Genomic DNA, 19958 nt, shown 5'->3' on the forward strand with positions numbered 1-19958 from the left:
GCGGTGCTGGCTGGGTGTTAGGCGGTGGGGGCGGCCGCTGCGGGGCCGGCGTCGTGCTGGTCTGACCGGGCGGCCGAGGCTGCGGCGCGGAGTTCCGGGGGAAGCAGCAGCGGAATGCCGTCTTCGATGGCGTACCGCAGCCGTTCGCCGCCCTCCGCCGCCGACGTTGAAACGAGTTCCTCGCCCTCCTGGGTCAGAGCCGATCCGGTGACCGGGCACCGCAGAACGGACAACAGTTCAGGACTGATCTTTGGCATGGTGGATGCTCCCTGCTGGGCACAAGCGCTGTGGCTGACGGATTTCAGCTTCCAGCCTACCGCCAGTTCGGTATGAGGAAGGTTTGTGCAGAATTAGGACGGTTCGCGCAGGATGCGCAGGTGGCCGCGGCGTGTGCCTTCGGTTGCGGCAGGCGCTTCCAGTGCCGAGTGTGCGGCGCGGTGGCCCGGAGCCGGGGACGCCGGGCGGGATGCTGCCTCACGGACGGCGTCGGCCAGGGCGAGAAGGTCGTCGGGGCCGGGCTGGGGCGGCTGCGAGGGCATGGCGAGGCGGAGGACTTCCCAGCCGCGCGGGACTGTCAGCGAACCGGCGTGCTGCTCGCAAAGGTCGTAGCAGTGCGGTTCCGCGTAGGTTGCCAGCGGGCCGAGGACGGCCGTCGAGTCCGCGTAGACGTACGTCAGAGTTGCCACCGCAGACTGGCGGCAGGCTGACCTGGAACACTGACGTATTGCACCCACGAAAACACAGAATACTCTGCCTCCAGCAGATTTCCCGACATTGACGGACAGCCCGCGCCACGGCGGCGCGGCTCCGGTCCGGTTATGTCGCGCAAATCATTCGGCGGGTCTAAAGTCTGTATATGCAGTCATCGCACCATGCTTCGGGTTTTACGGTCCGGTTGGCTGACCCGGAAACGTCCCGGGACGCCGCCGGGGTCCCCACTGGCCGGAGCTTCACACAACGCCGGCGCAACCGGCACGGCCGCGGCCTCCGGGGCGAACTGCTGCTGCCCACGCTCCCCGGCTACCGAAGCCGCTCGGACCGCTTTGATGAACTCGTCATGGACTCCGCCCAGCGGCTCCATGACATCTGGGGCAAGCCGCTCGACGGCGTCCGGTTCGCGGTCGACGAGATCCCGCCGAACCTGGAACAGCTGGTGGCCGAAGGCTCGCCCGCTCCCCTGGGCTGCTACACGCCCGCCACCGAGGACGAGGGCCCCATCATCACGCTGTACCGCCGCGTGGTTGAACAGGCCTGCCCCGTCAAGGAAGAACTTCAGGACCTGGTGCATGACGTGGTCGTGGAACACACCGCCGAAATGCTGGGCGTCGCCCCGGAAACACTGGACCCGGTGTACCGCCGGCGCTACTAGGCCGGGTTTTACCGCCGCCTATTCCCAGGCCGGTTTTTACCGCCGGGGCACGTCCGCGGCTAGTAGCCGAGCGTGACCGGTACTTTTTCCTGGCCCTCTGCGCCCGGGGCGATGGCCACGGTGGAAACATCGTTCCGGCCTTCCCGTTCCAGCAGCACTGTGCCGTAGGCCGCTCCGCCGGAGGCGGACACCACGTATCCGACGACGGCCGCGTTGCCGATCTTGTCGGCTGCCTTGAGGGTTGTGGTGGTGCCGGCCGCGATGTCCGCGGTCGCCGCGGTGCGGAGTTTCCCGTCGGCCGTGATCGGGGTGTAGGAAATGGTGGCCCTGTCATCCAGGGCGCCGAAGACCAGCTGCCGCTCCCCGCCCTGGGGAAGCGGGACCACGTGCTGGCTGCCAAGCTGGGCGGTGGCCGGCGACCACGCGAAGTCCAGGCTCTGGCTGGCCTTCAGTCCACGGCTCACGCGCGCGGCCGCCACGATGCTGACGTCCGACGTGGCGGAAACGGTGTACTGGCCGGCGGGAACGCCAGCCAGAGGCACCTCGGTGACGGCGCCGGCCTTGGCCGTGACAACGCCTCCGCCGGGGATGGCCTGCTGCCCGGCGCGGCCAAACAGCTTGACCTCCACCACGGCATCCGACGGGCCGGGAACGGTGATCTGCAGCGACGGTCCGGCGTCGTCAAAACCTGATTCGCCAATCAGTGACTTCACGTCCCCGGCGTCCTGGATGTCGATGCCTGTCATCACTTGGGACGGAGCCGCGGAGATCCCCGGTGCGATGAAATCCACGCCGCCGGAGGTCAGCCCGCGCAGCACGCTCTGCTGGATGAAGGCGCTGACTGGCCCGCCGGAGCTTCGGACGTGCACGCTCAGCCGTTCTTCACCGGGCGCCAGACCGGCCAGGACGATCGAGCGCGTCGACTTCGGTCCCACCAGCAGGCCGCGGCTGCCAGAGGCCTTGACCTGGCCGGCCTTTCCGTAAAGCTCAAGGTTCACCGTTGCCGGGGTGGTGGAGGCGTTGGTGAGATGGATGACGCTGCTGCGGCCCACCGCGGTGTTGGCGCCGCTGAGCCAGAGGTCGTTGGAGGGCGCCTGGCAGGCGGCCGCCGCCGATCCCTGCAGGTCCCCGTCAGTTGCCGTGTAGGCCATGAGGGCTGCCGCTGCCGGCTGCCGGTTGGCGAGGGCCTCCGCGGACAGCACGCTGACGTCGTCCACGGTTTCCTCCTCGACCACACCGGCGATCACCCCGGAAGAGCCGGCGGGAGCCGTCGCCGTGGCGGGCGCCTTGGCGATCCGCTGCAGCTCTGACCCCTTCAGCGCGGAGAGCGCGCTGCCGGGAAGATTGCCGCCCGCCGAGCTGACCACCGCCGCGGACACGGCGCTCCTGGCTGTGGCGGATTCGGGGCTGAACTGGGGGTCGGTCCCTACCGGCGTTCCTTCGAGGAGCCGCGCCGGGGCAGGGCAGACGTCCTGGACGCTACCGGCCGGCACAGCCGCTTCGGCCGCATCAAGCGGTTTGGCTGCCGACGGCTGCGGCGCAAGGGTGGTGGCCGCTACAACGCCTCCGCCGGCGGCAAGGATGACCACACCGGAGAGCACCCCCGCCACAATGCCGCGGCGGCCGGCGACGCGGCTGGCACCACTGGACCGGGTCCCGGAAGCGCTGTTCCGGGAGGCGTTGCCTCCAGCAGCGTTGCCTCCAGCAGCCTGGGGCGCGGCACCGCTGCCCCGCTTCGCCGGAATCCCGCCGTCGTTCTCTTCCTCATGCATTCTGGTATTCCTTACGCAGGGAGCCTTCGTCCCTGGACAGGCCGGTGTTGGGGCGCCGGGCCGGCATCGGCAGCGCCAGCAGGACGGTCAGGCCAATGACGGCGGCCTGGAGGACGCCGGACCAGAGCGCCCACGGGCTTTCGTAGCGGACTGTCACCTGGCCCGCCTGCGGAGGCAGGGTGAAGGCCTGTGACCAGCCCGAGGTGGTGGAGGTCAGTTTGCGGCCGTCCAGCCAGGCGGTCCAGCCGGGATCTGCCCGCTCGGCGAGTACCAGCAGCCGCCCTTCAGGCCCTTTGGGCACCGTGGCCTCGGCGCCGGTCAGGTCCGAGGGAACCAGACCGATGGTGGCGCTTTTGCTGTCGACGATGCGCACCCGATGGGCGACGTCGGCAGGCTGCAGGACGGCGTCGTTAAGCGGTGTCACGCGCCAGAGCCAGCCCGAGTCGGTGGGCCCCACGGCCGTCAGCCCGGGAACCGCGTCCATCCGGCTGGCAGTCAGCTGGGCTGCTGTGTCCGCTGCGCGCAGGACGACGAATCCGACGCCGAGCCGCTCCAGTTCGGGCCGCGGGTCGACGCCGCGGGCAGCCACCAGGGTGGCCACGCTGGTGCGCAGGGCCGCAGTGACCTCGTCGTCCTCACGGACCGATTCCTGCCCGGGGTTGCCCATGATGTTCCGGGCGGCCGCGATGGTGGAGAGGCTGTCCAGGGTGGTGCCGCCTCCGCGCATGAGGGTGGCGCTGTACGTTCCGTCCTCGCCGGTGCTGATCAGCAGTGTTCGGGTCTGCTCCGGCCCGTCGCCGCGGTCCACGGCGGTGGCGGGCAGCATCCGCTGGCCCGTGGGGCCGACGAGCCGGGGCGTCCCGAGGTCTGCCGTGTCGCCGTGCACCGCGGCGTCGGCCGGCTGCATGACATTCTGCACCGTCCAGGCTGCCAGCCCGGCCAGCGGCCCGGCGAGCAGGAGCACCAGCGCCAGCGCCGCGGCACTGCGGGCCACGGCGCGGTGCCGCACTCCCCCGCCACGGGAGACTGTGCCCGGGCCGGAAGCGGCAAGCGTCAGCAGGCCGTCGCCGCCGATGATGGCGGCCCCCAGCAGCGCGAACACGGCAGCGGAAACGGCCGGACCGGTGAAAGGCACCACGAGTGCCTGGGTGCCGGCCGCGGTGGCGACGTGCGCCGCCAGCCATCCGCCGGCCAGCACGAGCAGCGCCGCGACCCAGAGGACCCTGGCGATTCGGCCGCGGCGGTCCGGGTGGAGCCGGAGCGGAACAAAGAGCGCGGCAACGGCCAGCGCCAGCAGCGGGGCTCCGACCAGGAGGGCCAGCAGCAGCGCCCAGGGGAAGGAGCCGCCGGAAAAGGACGCCAGCCCGGAAAGACCGCCGGCGGGGTCAAAACTGAGCGGCTGGCCCAGGATCTGCTGCCATACCGGAGCACCGTCGAAGGGCAGCGGCACACCGGGGTCGGCCAGCAGTGCCCTGGGCCGGTCGAGGGTGGACAGCGCAAACGGCACAAACAGTGCGGCGCTCGGCAGGAGCGCCCACCAAAGCGTGCGTCCGCGTTTCCCCAGCACCAGGCTGAGGAGGATGATGCCGACGGCGGCCGGCAGCAGGAGCGACGGGGCGGCAGCGGTTATGATGGCCAGCGCCAGCCCGGCGGCGGCCGCCGCCGTCCACGACGGCGTGCCATTGACGCCGGGCTTGGCTGGCGGCTGGTCCGCGAGGCTGCCGTCCGGAACGGGGGCGAAGCGGCCGCGGCCGAACGCGGATCCGGTGGCCCGCAGCAGTGCGAGGACCAGCAACGGCATCAAGAGGTGCGCCAGCAGGGCTCCGATGCGGCCCTGGTTGACAGCCACCTGCAGGGCGGGCGCCGCTGCCCAGACCAGGGCAGCCGCCAACCGGAAGCGGCGGTAGGAGGTCAGGGCACCGGAGGCGAACCAGGCGGTCAGGCCGGAGAGCGGCATGGCCAGCAGGAGCAGCCAGATGACGGCACCGTTAGCGTTGCCTCCGCCCAACAGGCCGAGGATCCAGAGGACGTAGCCGAAGGGGTCGCCGTGCCCCGGAAGTCCGGCGCCCAGTCCGATCCACCAGCTGGAGGCGCGGTGCCAGATGTCCTCCAGCCGGGCTGAGACCGGCAGGAGCGCCCCGCCGGCGGCGGCGTCGGCCTGGAAAAGCGCGGCGAGGCCGGCGAAGGACGCCACGGCGGCAAGGATCACCGCGGCGACGGCACCGTTGCCCACCCAGCCCCGCTCGTTCGTGGACAGGGCGGCGAAGTCGTCCGTCGAGTCGCCGCTGGGCTGCTCCTCCAGCGGATCGTTGCTGTCCTCCGAAGCCCGGGCGTCGTCCGCGCCAAGCGCCTCCATCAGGGAGCGCCGGTGGCCCCACACTTCGCGCCGTTCGGTCTGCAGGGCTTTGACCACGGACCGGCGGACACGGCGGGTTCGGGCAGCGTTGCGCCGCCCGCGGGCGAGGGCGGCGGGCCTGGCGAGGGCCGCCGCTGTGGCCAGGAGCTGCGAAAAGCCGTAGCCGGGATCCTTCACGGCGATGCTGAAGACCAGCCGGAGGAGGCTCCCGAAGAGGGCGCCGGCAGCGTGCAGCGGCAGCGCCCACAGCGGGGCGTGCTTAAGCCGCAGGTGAACCTGTGCCCGGCGTGCGGCCGAGGCGGTGCCAAGGGCGTGCGGCCGGTGGGAGACGTGGAACATCCTCGCGCTGGGAACCACCACCACCCGGTGCCCGGCCAGCCGGTTCCGCCAGCAGAAGTCGACGTCGTCGCCCGTGCCGGGAAGCGCGGGGTCAAACCCTTTAAGGTGCTCCCAGATGTCCCGCCGAATCAGCATGCCGGCGGAGTTGACGGCGAAGGTGTCCGAACGTCCGTCGTACTGCCCCTGGTCGAGTTCGTCCGCCTCGATCAGCGTGAGCCGCTCTGCCCAGCGGCTGGTGGAAAGCCCGACGTCGATGAGACGCCGATTGGCGTTCCAGTCCAGTTGCTTGCAGCCCGCGACCGTCACAGAAGGGGCACGCTCCACGGCGTGCAAGAGTTCGGCCAGCGCTTCGGGGGCGGGTGCCGCATCATCGTGCAGCAGCCAGATCCATTCGGACTGGTCTTGCGTGCCCCGCCGGTTCCACGGGGCCAGGGCGGCCAGGCCGGCCCGCACGGCTGCGCCCATACCAGCCTTCCCGCCATTGGCGGTAATGACATTGGCGTCGCCGATGGCGCGCTGCAGGAGCGCAGCCGAATTGTCCTGTGAGCCGGTATCCACCCCGATCACGGTGTCCGCCGGCCGGGTCTGTGCGGCCAGCGCTGAAAGTGTCCTGGGCAGATAATCACTGCCGTTGTGGGCTACCACAACGGCAGTGACGTGTACTTCCTGAAGAATTAGACTGCCCGCTTCCTCAGCCGTCGGCGCTCACGCTCGGAGAGGCCACCCCAAATCCCGAACCGTTCGTCATTCGCCAGTGCATACTCGAGGCACTGCGACCGCACGCTGCACGCTCCGCAAACTTTCTTGGCGTCCCGTGTGGAACCGCCCTTTTCCGGGAAAAAGGCCTCCGGATCTGTCTGGGCACACAGCGCATCGGTCTGCCACCCAAGCTCGCCTTCGTCGTCGAAATCCTGCCCCAGCGGCAAACCGATCCACACCGGCTGGGCCAGGGTGGAGGGTGCCGGGTTGCGGATCTCCATGGGTGGATCAAGATCGTCCTCGTCCTGCTCCGGCTGACCGGCCAGCAGGGACTCATTCTGGAGGGCGTCATGCTGGGCCAGGAAGGCCGTGGCCTGGTCCTGCAGCGAGGCAGACGTGTCCTTGTTGTACCGCTCTGCGGCGTCCGGATCAGCCGGATCTACGTACCAGTCGCTGGGTATCCCGCGAGACCTGTACTTTGCTGTGGCCTGGCCGGCCATAACAGCATCATCATGCATACGCTCCGCTTGCCCCATGGCGTCCCCTCCTGAGTAGTGCGGCCCCCGGCCGGACGTTCAGGACACTACGTGGTGTTCCTGAGAGTTCGCCGCGGCTTTTCGATATCTAATTACACGTGTGTAAGTAGTAGGGAGTCAAGCCGCGACGGAATAATAATCAATGCCGGGTCCGATCAGCAGGCGCGCCACGCCCGGGATTTATTTTCCCGCCCTGCGCGGCGGACGCCCGGAATTTGACAGCAACCTTAGTATCCCGCCCGGCGCGCGTGCAATTCCGGCAATTCTGCCGTTGGCCGGGAGGTTAAGGCCAACGACGTTACAAACTATTGTGCCGGAGATCACGCAAAAAGGCGTGGCAAGATGAAGCCATGAACATCCCGGCCACTGATTTGATGACGGCCCTGCGCTCGGGCCATTCCACCTCGCCGCGCCTGACCTGGTACGGCCCCGACGCGGAGCGCGTGGAACTCTCCGGCCGAGTGCTGGACAACTGGGTCGCAAAAACCAGCAACCTGCTCCAGGACGAACTCGACGCCGAGCCGGGAATGCGGCTGCGACTGGACCTGCCCGCGCACTGGAAATCCATTATCTGGGCCCTGGCCGCCTGGCAGCTGGGCATGGAAGTGGTGCTCGGATCCGGCGACGCCGACCTGCTCGCCACGTCCGAACCGGACGCCGCGGAGGATGGGTTCGACGCCGTCGTTGCAGTTCCGCTGCCGGCCCTGGCGATGCGGTGGCCAGGCGACCTGCCCGCCGGAGTCCTCGACTACGCCGCGGAGGTCCGCTCCCACGGTGACGTGTTCATGGCCCACAATGACCCCGATCCAGGAGCTCCTGCGGTCCGCGGCGCAGATGGTGCAGCCGTCCGGCATGAAGCCCTCCTGGCCGAGTTCGCGGCGGGTCACGAACCGAGCGCCAGGCTTCTGGTGCGCGCGGCGGACGGCCTCGAGGCGGCGCTGGCCAACGCCCTTGGCGCGTGGAAGAACGACGGTTCGGTGGTTCTGGTCCACGGCGACGTGGAGCTGACGGAGAAGCTTCTGACAGCCGAGCGCGTCCACGGCGAGTGAGCTGCTGGCCCGGGTTGGACGGAAACTAGCTCGGCTGGACGGAACTAGCTCGGCCGGACGGGCCGCTCGGGGTCATCCACGTCCGGTTCCAGGACGCGCTCCGCCGGCTGTGCGGCGTGGTGGTGCATCTCGATGATCTCGTGGTCGTGCGAGAACTCCGGCTCCTGGTCCAGTTCCTGGTTGAAGACGAGGAACCGGTAGGCAAAGAATCGGACCACCGTGGCCACCAGAATGCCCACGACGCCCGCCGCGAAGAGCATGTTCTTGTCCGTGACGCCCAGCGAATATTTCGCCAGGGCCGTAAAGCCGGTGGAGATGCCGATGCCGATGCCGTTGATGAGGATGAACATCAGGAATTCACGCAGCACGTTGGCCTGGCGGCGGTGCCGGAACGTCCAGAGACGGTTGGCGATCCAGGAAAAGACGGTAGCGACGGTGGCGCCCACAAAGCGGGCCTTGGCCTCGCTGTCCGTCATGGGTCCGTGCATCAGGTAATACGTCAGGCCGTTGTCAATGACAAACGCCACACCGCCCACGGCACCGAACTTCGCCACCTCGCGCCAGAAAAGCGAGGCGAGTCCCCGGATGCGCTCTGCAAGTGTGTTAATCATGACCCTCCGTGGCCGTCTGAATAGTGGGGGCCGTTGGGCCAAGCTCCCATTTTAGCGCCGTTTGCCGGGAGTAACCTCAGTGCGTCCTTGCTCCGGAGGGTCCATCTGCAGCCGCGCAGCCAAAAACGGGCGACTTGGGGAGCTTCACAGCCATGAAAGACGGCAACCGCGCTCCTTTTCTGTAGGCTGGAACATGTGACTTTTCCAGTAATCGGCGTGGTTGGCGGCGGCCAGCTTGCGCGCATGATGGCCCCGGCCGCCACCGCCCTGGGCTTTGAACTCCGTGTTTTGGCTGAAGGCGAAGACGTATCCGCAGTCTCCGCTGTCCCCAATGCTCCCGTGGGCGACTACAAGGATCTCGCGGCCCTGATGGAATTCTCCAAGGGCCTGGACGTGATGACCTTTGACCACGAGCACGTCCCGGGTGACCACCTCTACGCCCTGATCGAAGCCGGGGTGAACGTCCAGCCCGGCCCGGACGCGCTGGTCAACGCCCAGGACAAGCTGGTCATGCGCGCCGCCATCGACCGCCTCGAACTGCCCAACCCCGAGTGGGCCGCGGTGGAGGACGTCGCCGGGCTGGTCAGCTTCGGGGACCGGATCGGCTGGCCTGTGGTGCTCAAGACCCCCCGCGGAGGCTACGACGGAAAGGGCGTGCGGATCGTCGGTTCCCCCGAGGAAGCCGCAGAAACCGCCGACTGGTTCGAGGCCATGAGTCCGCTCCTCGCCGAGGCCAAGGTCGAGTTCAGCCGCGAGCTCTCGGCCCTCGTTGCCCGCACTCCGGACGGGGCGTCCCGCGCCTGGCCGGTGGTCCACACCATCCAGGTGGATGGCGTCTGCGACGAAGTGATCGCGCCGGCACAGAACATTTCCCTTGAAGTGGCTGCCGCTGCCGAGGAGGCCGCCCTCCGGATCGCAAATGAACTCGGCGTCACCGGCGTCATGGCCGTGGAGATGTTCGAGACCCCCGGCAGCGGCGCCGGCTTCCTGATCAATGAATTGGCAATGCGGCCCCACAACACAGGACACTGGACGCAGGACGGCTCCGTCACCAGCCAGTTCGAACAGCACCTGCGCGCGGTCCTGAACCTGCCCCTGGGTGCGACGGACGTCCTGGGCCAGGTCGCCGTGATGAAGAACTTCCTGGGCGGCGACAACCAGGACCTCTTCTCCGCCTTCCCGGCCGCGCTGGCCACAGAACCGGCCGCCAAGGTCCACTGCTACGGCAAGTCCGTCCGTCCCGGCCGAAAGATCGGGCACGTCAACCTAGTGGGCGCGTCCGCTGCGGACGTTGACTCCCTCCGCCAGCGCGCCACCACCGTGGCAAACATCATCCGTGACGGCAGACTGCCGGCCGCGGCATCAGGCACCACCGAGGAGACCCCATGAGCCCCGAATCCGCTGCAGCCCCGGAAACCGGTGCCCCGTCTCCCCTCGTCGGCCTCGTCATGGGCTCGGATTCGGACTGGCCCGTCATGGAGGCCGCGGCCGACGCCCTGGCCGAGTTCGGCATTCCATTCGAGGCGGATGTGGTCTCCGCCCACCGCATGCCCACCGAGATGATCCGCTACGGACAGACCGCGCACGAGCGCGGCCTCCGGGTGATCATTGCCGGCGCCGGAGGTGCAGCGCACCTGCCGGGCATGCTGGCGTCCGTCACTCCCCTGCCGGTGATCGGTGTTCCGGTCCCGCTCAAGACCCTGGACGGCATGGATTCCCTGCTCTCCATCGTGCAGATGCCCGCCGGGGTCCCGGTGGCCACGGTCTCCATCGCCGGGGCCAGGAACGCAGGCCTGCTCGCCGTCCGCATGCTGGCGTCCGGCACGGATGAGCTCTCCAACCGCCTCCGCACGGAGCTCCTGGACTTCGCCCAGGAACTCAACGACGTGGCGAGCCGGAAGGGCGCCAACCTGCGCCAGAAAGTCAACGAAGTCTTCTCCGACGCCAACGTGGCTCTTCGGAGCAGCCGGTAGGGATCTGCCATGTCCAACACCGAACTGCCGTCCCTGGGCCCGCTGACGGACCCCGTCCGCAACCCGTCGAGCGCTGCCGAACCCGTCCGGACCAAGCGCGCGTTCCTGCTGATCCTGCTCACGCTGCTGGTGCCCGGAAGCGCCCAGATCGTGGCCGGCGACCGCAAGCTTGGCCGGATCGCCCTGCGCGTGACGCTCAGCGCCTGGCTGCTCGTGGTCCTTGCCCTAGTACTGCTGTTCACCAACCGGACCCTGCTGATCAACATCATCACCAATCCGGTTGCCTCGCTGGTCATCGTCCTAATCCTTGCCGCGCTGGCAGTGGGCTGGCTCGTGCTGTTCGTCAACACCCTGCGGCTCATCCGGCCGGTCTTGCTGCCCACCAGGATGCGGCCCGCCGTCGTGATTGCACTTGTCCTCGCCATGGTGGTGAGTAGTGGATCGCTGGGGTACGCCGCCTACCTGCTGAATGTCAGCCGGAATGCCATCGGCAGCATCTTTGCCGGCGGGCCGGCGATCGACCCGGTGGACGGCCGCTACAACTTCCTCATGATGGGCGGCGACGCCGGTGCCGACCGGACCGGCCGGCGCCCGGACAGCCTGTCCGTACTCAGTGTCGACGCCAAATCCGGCCAGACGGCCATCATCTCGGTGCCGCGTAACCTGCAGAACGCCCAGTTCAGCGAGGGTTCGCCGATGCGGAAGATCTATCCGGACGGCTACAACTGCGGCGACGAGTGCCTCATCAACGCGATCAACACGGAGGTCACGAACGAGCACAAGGACCTCTACCCCGGTGTCGCCGATCCCGGAGCGCAGGCCACGCTGGAAGCGGTTTCGGGCACGCTCGGCATCACGGTGCAGGCGTATGTGCTGGTGGATATGGACGGCTTCGCGAAGCTGATTGACGCCATGGGCGGCATCCGGATCAAGGCCGGCGGCTGGGTGCCCATCAGTGGCGACATGATTGACGAGGCCAACGGCATCCACGGCATGCCCCTGGGCTGGATTCCGGCCGGAGACCAGAAGCTGGACGGCTACCACGCCCTCTGGTATGGCCGGTCCCGGGAATTTGTGGACGACTACGCCAGGATCGCGAGGCAGCAGTGCGTCCAGCAGGCCATGCTCAAACAGCTGGACCCGGCAACTCTGCTGGCGAAATTCGAGGACATCGCCAACGCCGGCACGAAGGTGGTGGACTCCAACATCTCCGCCAGCCAGCTCGGCAGCTTCGTGGACCTGGCCATGAAGGCCAAGGGCCAGGACATCAAGCGGCTCACCATCGGCCCGCCTGACTTCGACGCGTCCTTCTCCACAGTGCCCGACTTCAACCAGATCCATGACCGGGTCAAGAAGCTGCTCGCCTCCGCCAGCTCCGAGTCGTCGCCGGCCGCCGCGCCCGCGGGCCCCGCGATGGGGGACACACTGGTGCAGCCGGGTTCCGTGCCCGGCAGCGGGCTCTCCGCCGCAGGTCCCCTGGCGGGACTTCCGGCCACCACCCCCTCACCGTCACCATCGTCGTCGTCGGACTTCACCCCGGTGACAACCACGCCTGAGGGGGAGCCGATCACGGAAGCGATGCTGAACCAGTTCAAACGCGAGGGCAACGAGCAGGCCATCCGCGACCTCGTGGCCACCAACGGCCAGTGCGCACCGCTGTGAGCAATACCCGCAGCACGCTTTGAGCAACACGTACATCAAAAGAGGGGGAACACCAGGCGTGTACCAGATAGAGAATGTCCTGCGGCCGTATGCCTGGGGATCGACGACGGCGATCGCCGGCCTGCTCGGCCGGCCGGAGTCCGGCGGTCCGGAAGCCGAGCTGTGGATCGGTGCCCATCCTGACTCGCCGTCGGTGGCCGTCCGGCCGGACGGCACGAGAACGCCGCTGGACGCACTGATCGGTGAAGACCCGGAACATTTTCTGGGCGCGGCGTCGGTGGCCGAATTCGGTCCTCGGCTGCCGTTCCTGGCCAAGCTCCTCGCCGCAGCCAAGCCGCTGTCGTTGCAGGTGCACCCGAGCCTTGAACAGGCCAGGGCCGGTTACGCCCGCGAAAACGGCGCCGGCATACCGGCCGACGCGGTCAACCGCAATTACCACGACGACAACCACAAGCCGGAAATGATTTTCGCGCTGACCCCGTTCGAGTCGCTGTGCGGTTTCCGTGCAGCGGCGAAGTCCCGCGACATCTTCCTCCACCTGGCGGGCTGCCTTGAACTTCCCGGGAACGGCGTCCCGCAGGTTCTGAAGGACGTCATCGACGACCTCTCGCAGCCCGAGGAGGCCACGGCGCTGAGGTCTGCATTCGAACGGCTGATCGCCGGGGGCGAGGCAGTCAGCGAAGCCACGTCCCGGGTGGTCGACGTTCTGGCCTCGGGCGCACCGCTTGCTCCCTACCAGCCCGAGCTTTCCACGGTACTGAGCCTCAACAGCGAGTACCCCGGCGATCCCGGCGTGCTGATCTCCCTCCTGCTGAACCGGCTGTCCCTGAAACCCGGCGAGGCCGTATACCTCCCGGCAGGCAAAGTCCATGCCTACCTGCACGGCCTCGGCGTCGAGGTGATGGCGTCCTCGGACAACGTGCTCCGCGGCGGACTGACGCCCAAGTTCATCGACATTCCCGAGCTGCTGAACACCATCGCCTTCGAATCGGTGGACGTCCCCATGCTCCGGCCGGAGACCTCCGCGCTCGGACAGGAACTGTACTTCCCGCCCTTCCGCGAGTTCCAGCTCCAGCGGATCGAACTGCAGCCGGACGGCGAGCCTGTTCCGCTGGCGCAGTCGGGCGCCGCAGTGGTTATTGTCGTCGCCGGTTCCGTGATCCTTGACTCGCCGAAGGGCGACCTGCAGCTGGGCCACGGCGCAAGTGCCTTCCTGCCGGACGCCGACGCCCCCGTCAACGTCCATCCCGTCTCCGGGGCCACGGAAAACGCCGTGGCCTTCGCCGTGACCACCTCGACGAAGGCCTGACCCGCTGTGGAGTATTTCCTGCAGACCAAAGCCTGGGAGGACTTCCAGAAGTCGCTGGGACGCCACGTGCACCGGCAATCCGGTCCCGGCTGGAGTTTCCTGGCGATCGAGGAGAAGAACCCCGCGGGCAAGGTCCTGTACGCGCCCTACGGCCCTGTGGCGGAGTCGGTTGAGGCGTTCGACGCCGCACTGGCGGCCCTCCGGGCGCTGGCGAAGTCGTGCGGGGCCGTGTTCATCCGGATCGAGCCGGTGACTGCGGGTCTCGATCCTGCGGGTGCATCCTCGGCGCTGCGGAGCCGGGGCCTGCAGCCTGCCCCGGTCAACCAGCAGCCCGAACTCAGCTGGATCGTGGACCTGGACCGGGACTTCAAGGAAGTCCTGGCGGAGATGAAGCCGGTCAACCGCAACCTGTACCGGAACATCCACAAGAAGGGCGTCACGTTCCGCACCACGCAGGATCCCGAGGACATCCGCGTACTCCTGAACTTCCTCCACATGACGGCACGGCGGAACGGCTTCAAACCGCAGAGCGACGACTACCTGACGCAGGTGGCCCAGTCCCTTATGCCGGCGGGCGCGGCCACGCTATTCATCGCCGACCTGCACGGCGGCCCGGTGGCGGCGGCGCTGGCCTACGATTCCGCGGACACCCGGACCTACGCCCACGCGGCGATGGATGACACCCACCGCAAGCTCAGCGCGGGCATTCCCCTCCTGGTGACACTCATGGCCGATGCCCAGGAGAAGGGCCTGAAGCACGTGGACCTGTGGGGCGTGGCCCCGGCCGACCAGCCCGACCACAAGTGGGCAGGGTTCACCGCGTTCAAGAAGTCGTTCGGCGGGCGCGAGATCGCCTACCCCGGCACCTGGGACCTGCCCGTCAACCGGCCCCGCTACGCGGCCTACCAGGTGGCCCGCAAACTCCGCGACGGGATCAAGGGCTTCATCAAGCGCCCCACCCCCTGAGCGCGAATTGGCAGCTAATGCCCTAAAAACTTGGTTTTGAGGTCATCAGCTGCCAGTTCGCGCCTGATGTACCGCCTCTGAAGGCCCGCCAAGAGCAGCCCTTACCTTCTCAACTATGAACGGCTTGGCTCCCTCCAGGTCACTTTTCTGCACCCGGATCTCCCGCCAGCCCAAGCTCTCAGTGAGGCTCTGGCGCCTGATGTCGCGGAGGTACTGCTCGGAGTCGCCGTGATGGACGCCGTCGTACTGCAAGGCAATCCTGTGATCGGGGTAGGCCGCGTCCGGCCAAACCACAGGTTGTCCGAGACGGTTGCGCAGGACAACGTTCAGCACAGGTTCAGGGAGACCTGCACTCACAAGTGCCAACCGCATCATCGTTTCCGGCGCTGAATCTGCACCGACGCGAACGAGGTCCAGGGCAAGCCTGGCCTTCTTCACACCGCGCATGCCAGGGTGCTGGCCCACGATTTTCTGCAGCTCGGAGATGGTTGCCAACGGCCTTCGTGGGACCGGGAAGTCATCACCGTGCTCGACGACGATAGAGTCACCGGCGGCCACGAGCTCATCGATGCTCAGCAGGGATGCGAGATCCAGCCACGTCCGTGCCGGCGAGGTGAGGCGCACCCCGTCGAGCATCACCACTTCACCGGGTTTGAAGGACAATTGGTGACCCACCACGTTCCGGCGTCGCGGTTTCCAGCCGCCGGCCGGACGGGCGATATGAATACGCCAGTCCTGGTCCAGCCACGCCGGCAGGCAAATGCAGCAGATCCTGGCGGCAGTCGAATGGGTGAGGACCGATACCGGATCCAGCCGGCAGTAGGCACGCACGTTGTCGGCAATAGTTCCCGTGCTGTGCAACGGGAGCCTGATACCGCGGGACGGCGTGAATATGCCGTCCCGGCTAGCCTGCTTTCGGCTGAGGCCGAGCGCATGCGCGTCCTCAATTAGAAATGATCCGTGAGGTATCTGGGGCGGAATCGGCGTTCGCGACATGGATACATTCTGAGCCGAATCCGACGCACCACGGGCGTTATCCACAGGAGAAGGAACCGCTTAGGCGCGAACTGGCAGCTAACGCCCGCAAATGGTGAATTTGGGGTCATCAGCTGCCAGTTCGCGCCGGGAAGCGAGCGCGCCGGAGGGGTTAGCTCTTGCGGGCGTAGCCTTCCCACTTGCTGGCCTGGTGCTCGCCGTCCACGAAGCGGATGGTGCCGGACTTGGAGCGCATGACGATCGACTGCGTCAGCACCTTCTCCTTGTTGTAGCGGACGCCGCGGAGGAGGTCGCCGTCGGTGATGCCGGTGGCGGCGAAGTAGCAGTTGTCGCTGGTGACGAGGTCGTTGGTGGACAGGACCCGCTCAAGGTCGTGGCCGGCGTCGATCGCCTTCTGCTTCTCGTCGTCGCTCGTGGGCCACAGCCGGCCCTGGATAACGCCGCCCAGGGACTTGATGGCGCAGGCTGCCACGATGCCTTCCGGGGTGCCGCCGATGCCCATGAGGGCGTCCACGCCGGTGCCGGAGCGGGCAGCCGCGATGGCACCTGCGACGTCGCCGTCCATGATGAACTTGGTGCGCGCGCCGGCTTCACGGATTTCCTCGACCAGCGGGCGGTGGCGGTCACGGTCCAGGATCATGACGTTGAGCTGGTTGACCTTCACGCCCTTGGCCTTGGCGATCAGGTGCAGGTTCTGCTTGACCGGCAAACGCAGGTCAACCATGTCGGCGGCTTCCGGACCTGTGACCAGCTTCTCCATATAGAACACGGCAGAGGGGTCGAACATGGAGCCACGCTCGGCGACGGCCAGGACAGCCAGGGCGTTGTTGATGCCCAGTGCGGTCAGGCGGGTTCCGTCGATGGGGTCGACGGCGACGTCGCACTCGGGTCCGGTGCCGTCACCAACCTGTTCGCCGTTGAACAGCATCGGGGCTTCGTCTTTTTCTCCTTCACCGATGACCACGACGCCGTTGAAGTGGACGGTCTGAAGGAAGGAACGCATCGCGTCGACGGCCGCGCCGTCCGCCTTGTTCTTGTCGCCGAAGCCCACCCAGTGGCCACCGGCGATTGCCGCGGCTTCAGTGACGCGGACAAGTTCAAGGGCGAGGTTGCGGTCCGGCTCGTCAATTCCGACGGCGAGCGACGGGGAAAGCGTTGAGTACTTCTGGGTGATGGACGCTGGTGACACGTGAACCTCTTCTTCGAGTGGCGATCATTGGACCCGCAAGGCCTGAGTCGACCATCGCGGTGATTCCTCTGTAACTGATCATAGTCGCCGCCGCGGGACCCTGGGCGGCGAATGACCCCGCCCCGTAACGCACGGCCGGCCTCACCGCTGCCGCCTTCGAATGTGAGTTCGGACCCCGCATGGGCGACTATAGAAGGGTGAGTGATATGCAGGACCAGTCCGCCCCCTCGAGCCGCGCGCAGGCTCCCACCCCCTCCCCAGCTACGGCCAGCCAGCCCGTCAAGCCGGTAATCCCCGCGGCTGCCGCGAAACGGGCGAATGCCTCGGTCATCGGAATGATCATCGCCCTGCTGGTGAGCGTCGCTGCGTTCCTGCCCATCGTCCTGATGAATCCGTCGCCGAAGTCGGACGGCTTCCGGCCCAACATCGACGTCAGCGCCGTCGCCAGCAACGCCAAGGGTGTGGCAGGATTCACACCGGTTGCCCCCGCGGCGGGTGACACATTCCACCCGAACTACGCCCGCTGGGCGGCGGCTTCGGGCACGGGCGTCGCCGCCTGGGAGGTCGGGTACGTGACCCCGAAGGAAAAATTCATCGGCCTGACACAGACCAGCAAGGCCAACCCCACCTGGCTCGTACAGCAGACCAAGAGCGCCCCGGTCACCGGCACCCGCAACGCCGGCGGCAAGGAATGGGAACTCCATGACACCGGCAAGGGCGAGAAGAGCATGGTGCTCGCCTACCGCGGTTCCACCGTGGTCCTGGCGGGAGACGCCAACCTGGAGGAGTTCGCGGTCCTGGCTGCCGCCGTCGTCCAGTCCCTGGAAAGTAACCCTGCTGTCATTGTTTCCCCCTCGGCGGGTCCCACACCGTAAGGTGGGGCCGTGACGACATACCTGACTCCTGCCCTGGCCTGGCGCCGTCTGCGCGAAGGCAACGAACGCTTCGTAACCGGTGAATCCTCGCACCCGAACCAGGATGCCTCGCGGCGGTCCTCGCTCGTGGAGAACCAGCACCCTTTCGCGGTGATCTTCGGATGCTCGGACTCGCGGCTCGCCGCTGAAATCATTTTCGACGTCGGGCTCGGTGACGTTTTCGTCGTCCGGACCGCCGGCCAGGTCATCGACGACGCCGTCCTCGGCTCGCTCGAGTACAGCATCGGTGTGCTGGGCGTGCCGCTGATCGTGGTCCTCGGCCACGACAGCTGCGGGGCGGTCAGTGCCACGAAGTCCGCCGTCGAAACCGGCCAGATGCCGGCGGGTTTCATCCGCGACCTCGTGGAGCGCATCACGCCGTCGGTCCTCACCTCCCTGCGGAACGAGCAGACGGAGGTCAACGACATGGTGGTGGAGCACGTCAAGCAGACCTCCCAGCGCCTCGTGGACAGCTCTCGTGTGATTTCGGACGCAATCGAGTCCGGCCGCGCAGCGGTCGTCGGCCTCTCGTACAGCCTCGCCGAAGGCCACGCGGAGCTTGTTTCCGGAATCGGCGACCTCTAAAAGAAGCCCGAAAGCGCCCGGGCGGGCCGCCTGTAGCAAGCCGTTCACGGTTTTCGATGCGGCGCCCGGGCGTCCTAAGCTAGCCCCATGACTTCCACTGAAGAGTTCCGCATTGAACATGACACGATGGGCGAAGTCCGCGTCCCCGTGAACGCCCTGTACCGCGCGCAGACGCAACGTGCAGTCGAGAACTTCCCGATCTCCGGAAAAACCCTGGAACGTGCCCACATTGAGGCGTTGGCCCGGGTCAAGAAGGCCGCTGCCCAGGCCAACGCTGAACTGGGTGTGCTCGACGGCGAGCTGGCCAAGGCGATCGCAGACGCTGCCGACGAGGTAGCCACGGGCAAGTACGACGGCGACTTCCCGATCGACGTTTTCCAGACCGGTTCCGGCACGTCCTCGAACATGAACACCAACGAGGTCCTCGCCGAACTGGCGTCCCGCGCCCTGAAGGCTGCCGGCAGCGACAAGGTGGTCCACCCGAATGACCACGTCAACGCCTCGCAGTCCTCCAACGACGTGTTCCCCACCTCCGTCCACGTTGCAGCCACCTCGGCCCTGATCAACGACCTCATCCCGGCCCTCGGCTACCTCGCCGAATCGCTGGAGCGCAAGGCCGTCGAGTTCAAGGACGTCGTCAAGTCGGGCCGCACCCACCTGATGGACGCCACCCCGGTCACCCTCGGCCAGGAATTCGGCGGCTACGCCGCGCAGGTCCGCTACGGCATCGAGCGCATCAACGCCGCACTCCCCCGCGTGGCCGAAGTTCCCCTCGGCGGCACCGCCGTGGGAACCGGCATCAACACCCCGGCCGGCTTCCCGGAGCGCGTCATCGAACTGCTCGCCACCGACACTGGCCTGCCGCTGACCGAGGCCCGCGACCACTTCGAGGCTCAGGCCAACCGCGACGGCCTCATCGAGGCCTCCAGCCAGCTGCGCAACATCGCGATCTCCTTCATGAAGATCAACAATGACCTGCGCTGGATGGGTTCCGGCCCCAACACCGGCCTCGGCGAAATCGCCATCCCGGACCTGCAGCCGGGCTCCTCGATCATGCCGGGCAAGGTCAACCCTGTCATCTGCGAAGCCTCCATCATGGTCTGCGCCCAGGTCATCGGCAACGACACCGCCATCGCCTGGTCCGGCACCAACGGCGCCTTCGAACTGAACGTCGGCATCCCGGTCATGGCCGCGAACCTGCTCGAGTCCGTCCGCCTGCTGGCCAACACCAGCCGCGTCATGGCAGACAAGATGATCGACGGCATCACCGCCAACGTCGAGCGCGCCCGCTTCCTCGCGGAGGCCTCGCCGTCCATCGTTACCCCGCTGAACAAGTTCATCGGTTACGAAAACGCCGCCAAGATCGCCAAGACCGCCGTCAAGGAGGGCCTGACCGTCCGCCAGGCCACCGAGAAGCTGGGCTTTGTCGGTGAAGGCGAAGGCAAGGTTTCCGAGGCCGATCTCGACAAGGCATTGGATGTCACCACCATGACGGCTCCGGCCCACAAGGCCTAGGTCCCCACTTAACTACGACGGCGGCCGCCCACCTTCTGTTGCGAAGGCGGGCGGCCGCTGGCGTTCTCTTGAAGTTTTTGTCCAGATATCGCGACTTCGAGGGCTCGAAGTCGCGATA

At 67.3% G+C, this 19958-nt stretch carries 18 protein-coding genes; 10 read left to right on the top strand and 8 right to left on the bottom strand.

The features are described 5' to 3' along the window. Positions 1-17: 17 nt before the first annotated feature. Positions 18-257 carry a Trm112 family protein gene (locus tag AC57BR_RS06225; RefSeq protein ID WP_307100739.1) on the bottom strand — a complete coding sequence of 80 codons (240 nt, stop codon included), beginning with the start codon at positions 255-257 and terminating at the stop codon, positions 18-20. A 93-nt stretch (positions 258-350) separates the two neighbouring features. Then, positions 351-734 carry a DUF3499 domain-containing protein gene (locus AC57BR_RS06230; RefSeq protein ID WP_496358913.1) on the bottom strand — a complete coding sequence of 128 codons (384 nt, stop codon included), beginning with the start codon at positions 732-734 and terminating at the stop codon, positions 351-353. Between the two features lie 122 nt (positions 735-856). Here AC57BR_RS06230 and AC57BR_RS06235 point away from each other — a divergent pair, with 122 nt between their 5' ends. After that, a complete protein-coding gene (locus tag AC57BR_RS06235) occupies positions 857-1369 on the top strand; it encodes a metallopeptidase family protein (protein ID WP_496358914.1) in 513 nt (170 codons plus the stop codon). Positions 1370-1428: 59 nt separating this feature from the next. On the opposite strand, the gene AC57BR_RS06240 is transcribed toward AC57BR_RS06235, so the two are convergent. Genes AC57BR_RS06240 through AC57BR_RS06250 form a run of 3 tightly spaced genes read right to left on the bottom strand, consistent with a single transcriptional unit; the run spans position 1429 to position 7071 of the window. Then, the gene (locus AC57BR_RS06240) at positions 1429-3141 is read right to left on the bottom strand and encodes a DUF5719 family protein (RefSeq protein WP_496358915.1); all 1713 of its coding nucleotides are present in this window, start codon (positions 3139-3141) and stop codon (positions 1429-1431) included. After that, on the bottom strand, positions 3134-6481 hold the full coding sequence (locus AC57BR_RS06245) for a glycosyltransferase family 2 protein (protein WP_496358916.1): 3348 nt from the start codon (positions 6479-6481) through the stop codon (positions 3134-3136). Before AC57BR_RS06245 ends, AC57BR_RS06240 begins: the two co-directional genes overlap by 8 nt. 29 nt (positions 6482-6510) lie before the next feature. Then, positions 6511-7071, bottom strand: coding sequence for a WhiB family transcriptional regulator (locus tag AC57BR_RS06250; protein ID WP_496358917.1), 561 nt, complete (start codon positions 7069-7071; stop codon positions 6511-6513). 350 nt (positions 7072-7421) lie between these two features. Between AC57BR_RS06250 and AC57BR_RS06255 the strand changes: the two genes are divergently transcribed. Further along, positions 7422-8120 (top strand): TIGR03089 family protein, encoded by a 699-nt coding sequence (locus tag AC57BR_RS06255; protein WP_496358918.1) that lies wholly within the window; start codon positions 7422-7424, stop codon positions 8118-8120. 44 nt (positions 8121-8164) lie between these two features. Here AC57BR_RS06255 and AC57BR_RS06260 read toward each other — a convergent pair whose 3' ends face one another. Further along, a complete protein-coding gene (locus tag AC57BR_RS06260; RefSeq protein WP_496358919.1) occupies positions 8165-8731 on the bottom strand; it encodes a GtrA family protein in 567 nt (188 codons plus the stop codon). Between the two features lie 195 nt (positions 8732-8926). On the opposite strand from AC57BR_RS06260, the gene AC57BR_RS06265 reads away from it, so the two are divergent. From AC57BR_RS06265 to AC57BR_RS06285, 5 genes are read left to right on the top strand one after another with little or no spacing between them, the layout of a single operon-like run. Beyond that, positions 8927-10120 (top strand): 5-(carboxyamino)imidazole ribonucleotide synthase, encoded by a 1194-nt coding sequence (locus tag AC57BR_RS06265; RefSeq protein WP_496358920.1) that lies wholly within the window; start codon positions 8927-8929, stop codon positions 10118-10120. Further along, a complete protein-coding gene (gene purE / locus AC57BR_RS06270) occupies positions 10117-10704 on the top strand; it encodes a 5-(carboxyamino)imidazole ribonucleotide mutase (RefSeq protein WP_496358921.1) in 588 nt (195 codons plus the stop codon). Before AC57BR_RS06265 ends, purE begins: the two co-directional genes overlap by 4 nt. Before the next feature lie 9 nt (positions 10705-10713). Continuing rightward, entirely contained in the window at positions 10714-12366 is a 1653-nt protein-coding gene (locus AC57BR_RS06275; protein WP_496358922.1) for an LCP family protein, read from the top strand. Positions 12367-12424: 58 nt separating this feature from the next. Beyond that, complete coding sequence (gene manA, locus AC57BR_RS06280) at positions 12425-13675, top strand: mannose-6-phosphate isomerase, class I (RefSeq protein WP_496358923.1); 1251 nt, start codon at positions 12425-12427, stop codon at positions 13673-13675. Between the two features lie 6 nt (positions 13676-13681). After that, a complete protein-coding gene (locus AC57BR_RS06285) occupies positions 13682-14641 on the top strand; it encodes a lipid II:glycine glycyltransferase FemX (protein WP_496358924.1) in 960 nt (319 codons plus the stop codon). A gap of 45 nt (positions 14642-14686) precedes the next feature. Here AC57BR_RS06285 and AC57BR_RS06290 read toward each other — a convergent pair whose 3' ends face one another. Beyond that, complete coding sequence (locus AC57BR_RS06290) at positions 14687-15502, bottom strand: putative endonuclease domain-containing protein (protein ID WP_496358925.1); 816 nt, start codon at positions 15500-15502, stop codon at positions 14687-14689. Positions 15503-15788: 286 nt separating this feature from the next. After that, entirely contained in the window at positions 15789-16826 is a 1038-nt protein-coding gene (glpX, locus tag AC57BR_RS06295) for a class II fructose-bisphosphatase (RefSeq protein ID WP_003797994.1), read from the bottom strand. Positions 16827-17032: 206 nt separating this feature from the next. On the opposite strand from glpX, the gene AC57BR_RS06300 reads away from it, so the two are divergent. The 3 genes from AC57BR_RS06300 (at position 17033) to AC57BR_RS06310 (ending at position 19840) form a co-directional block, all read left to right on the top strand. Continuing rightward, the gene (locus tag AC57BR_RS06300; RefSeq protein ID WP_496359027.1) at positions 17033-17701 is read left to right on the top strand and encodes a DUF4245 domain-containing protein; all 669 of its coding nucleotides are present in this window, start codon (positions 17033-17035) and stop codon (positions 17699-17701) included. Between the two features lie 9 nt (positions 17702-17710). Continuing rightward, positions 17711-18325 carry a carbonic anhydrase gene (locus tag AC57BR_RS06305; RefSeq protein WP_496358926.1) on the top strand — a complete coding sequence of 205 codons (615 nt, stop codon included), beginning with the start codon at positions 17711-17713 and terminating at the stop codon, positions 18323-18325. An 87-nt stretch (positions 18326-18412) separates the two neighbouring features. Next, positions 18413-19840 carry a class II fumarate hydratase gene (locus AC57BR_RS06310; protein ID WP_314192709.1) on the top strand — a complete coding sequence of 476 codons (1428 nt, stop codon included), beginning with the start codon at positions 18413-18415 and terminating at the stop codon, positions 19838-19840. Positions 19841-19958: the final 118 nt, after the last annotated feature.

Source organism: Arthrobacter sp. BGA-UO-ETr-C19 (assembly GCF_059568005.1).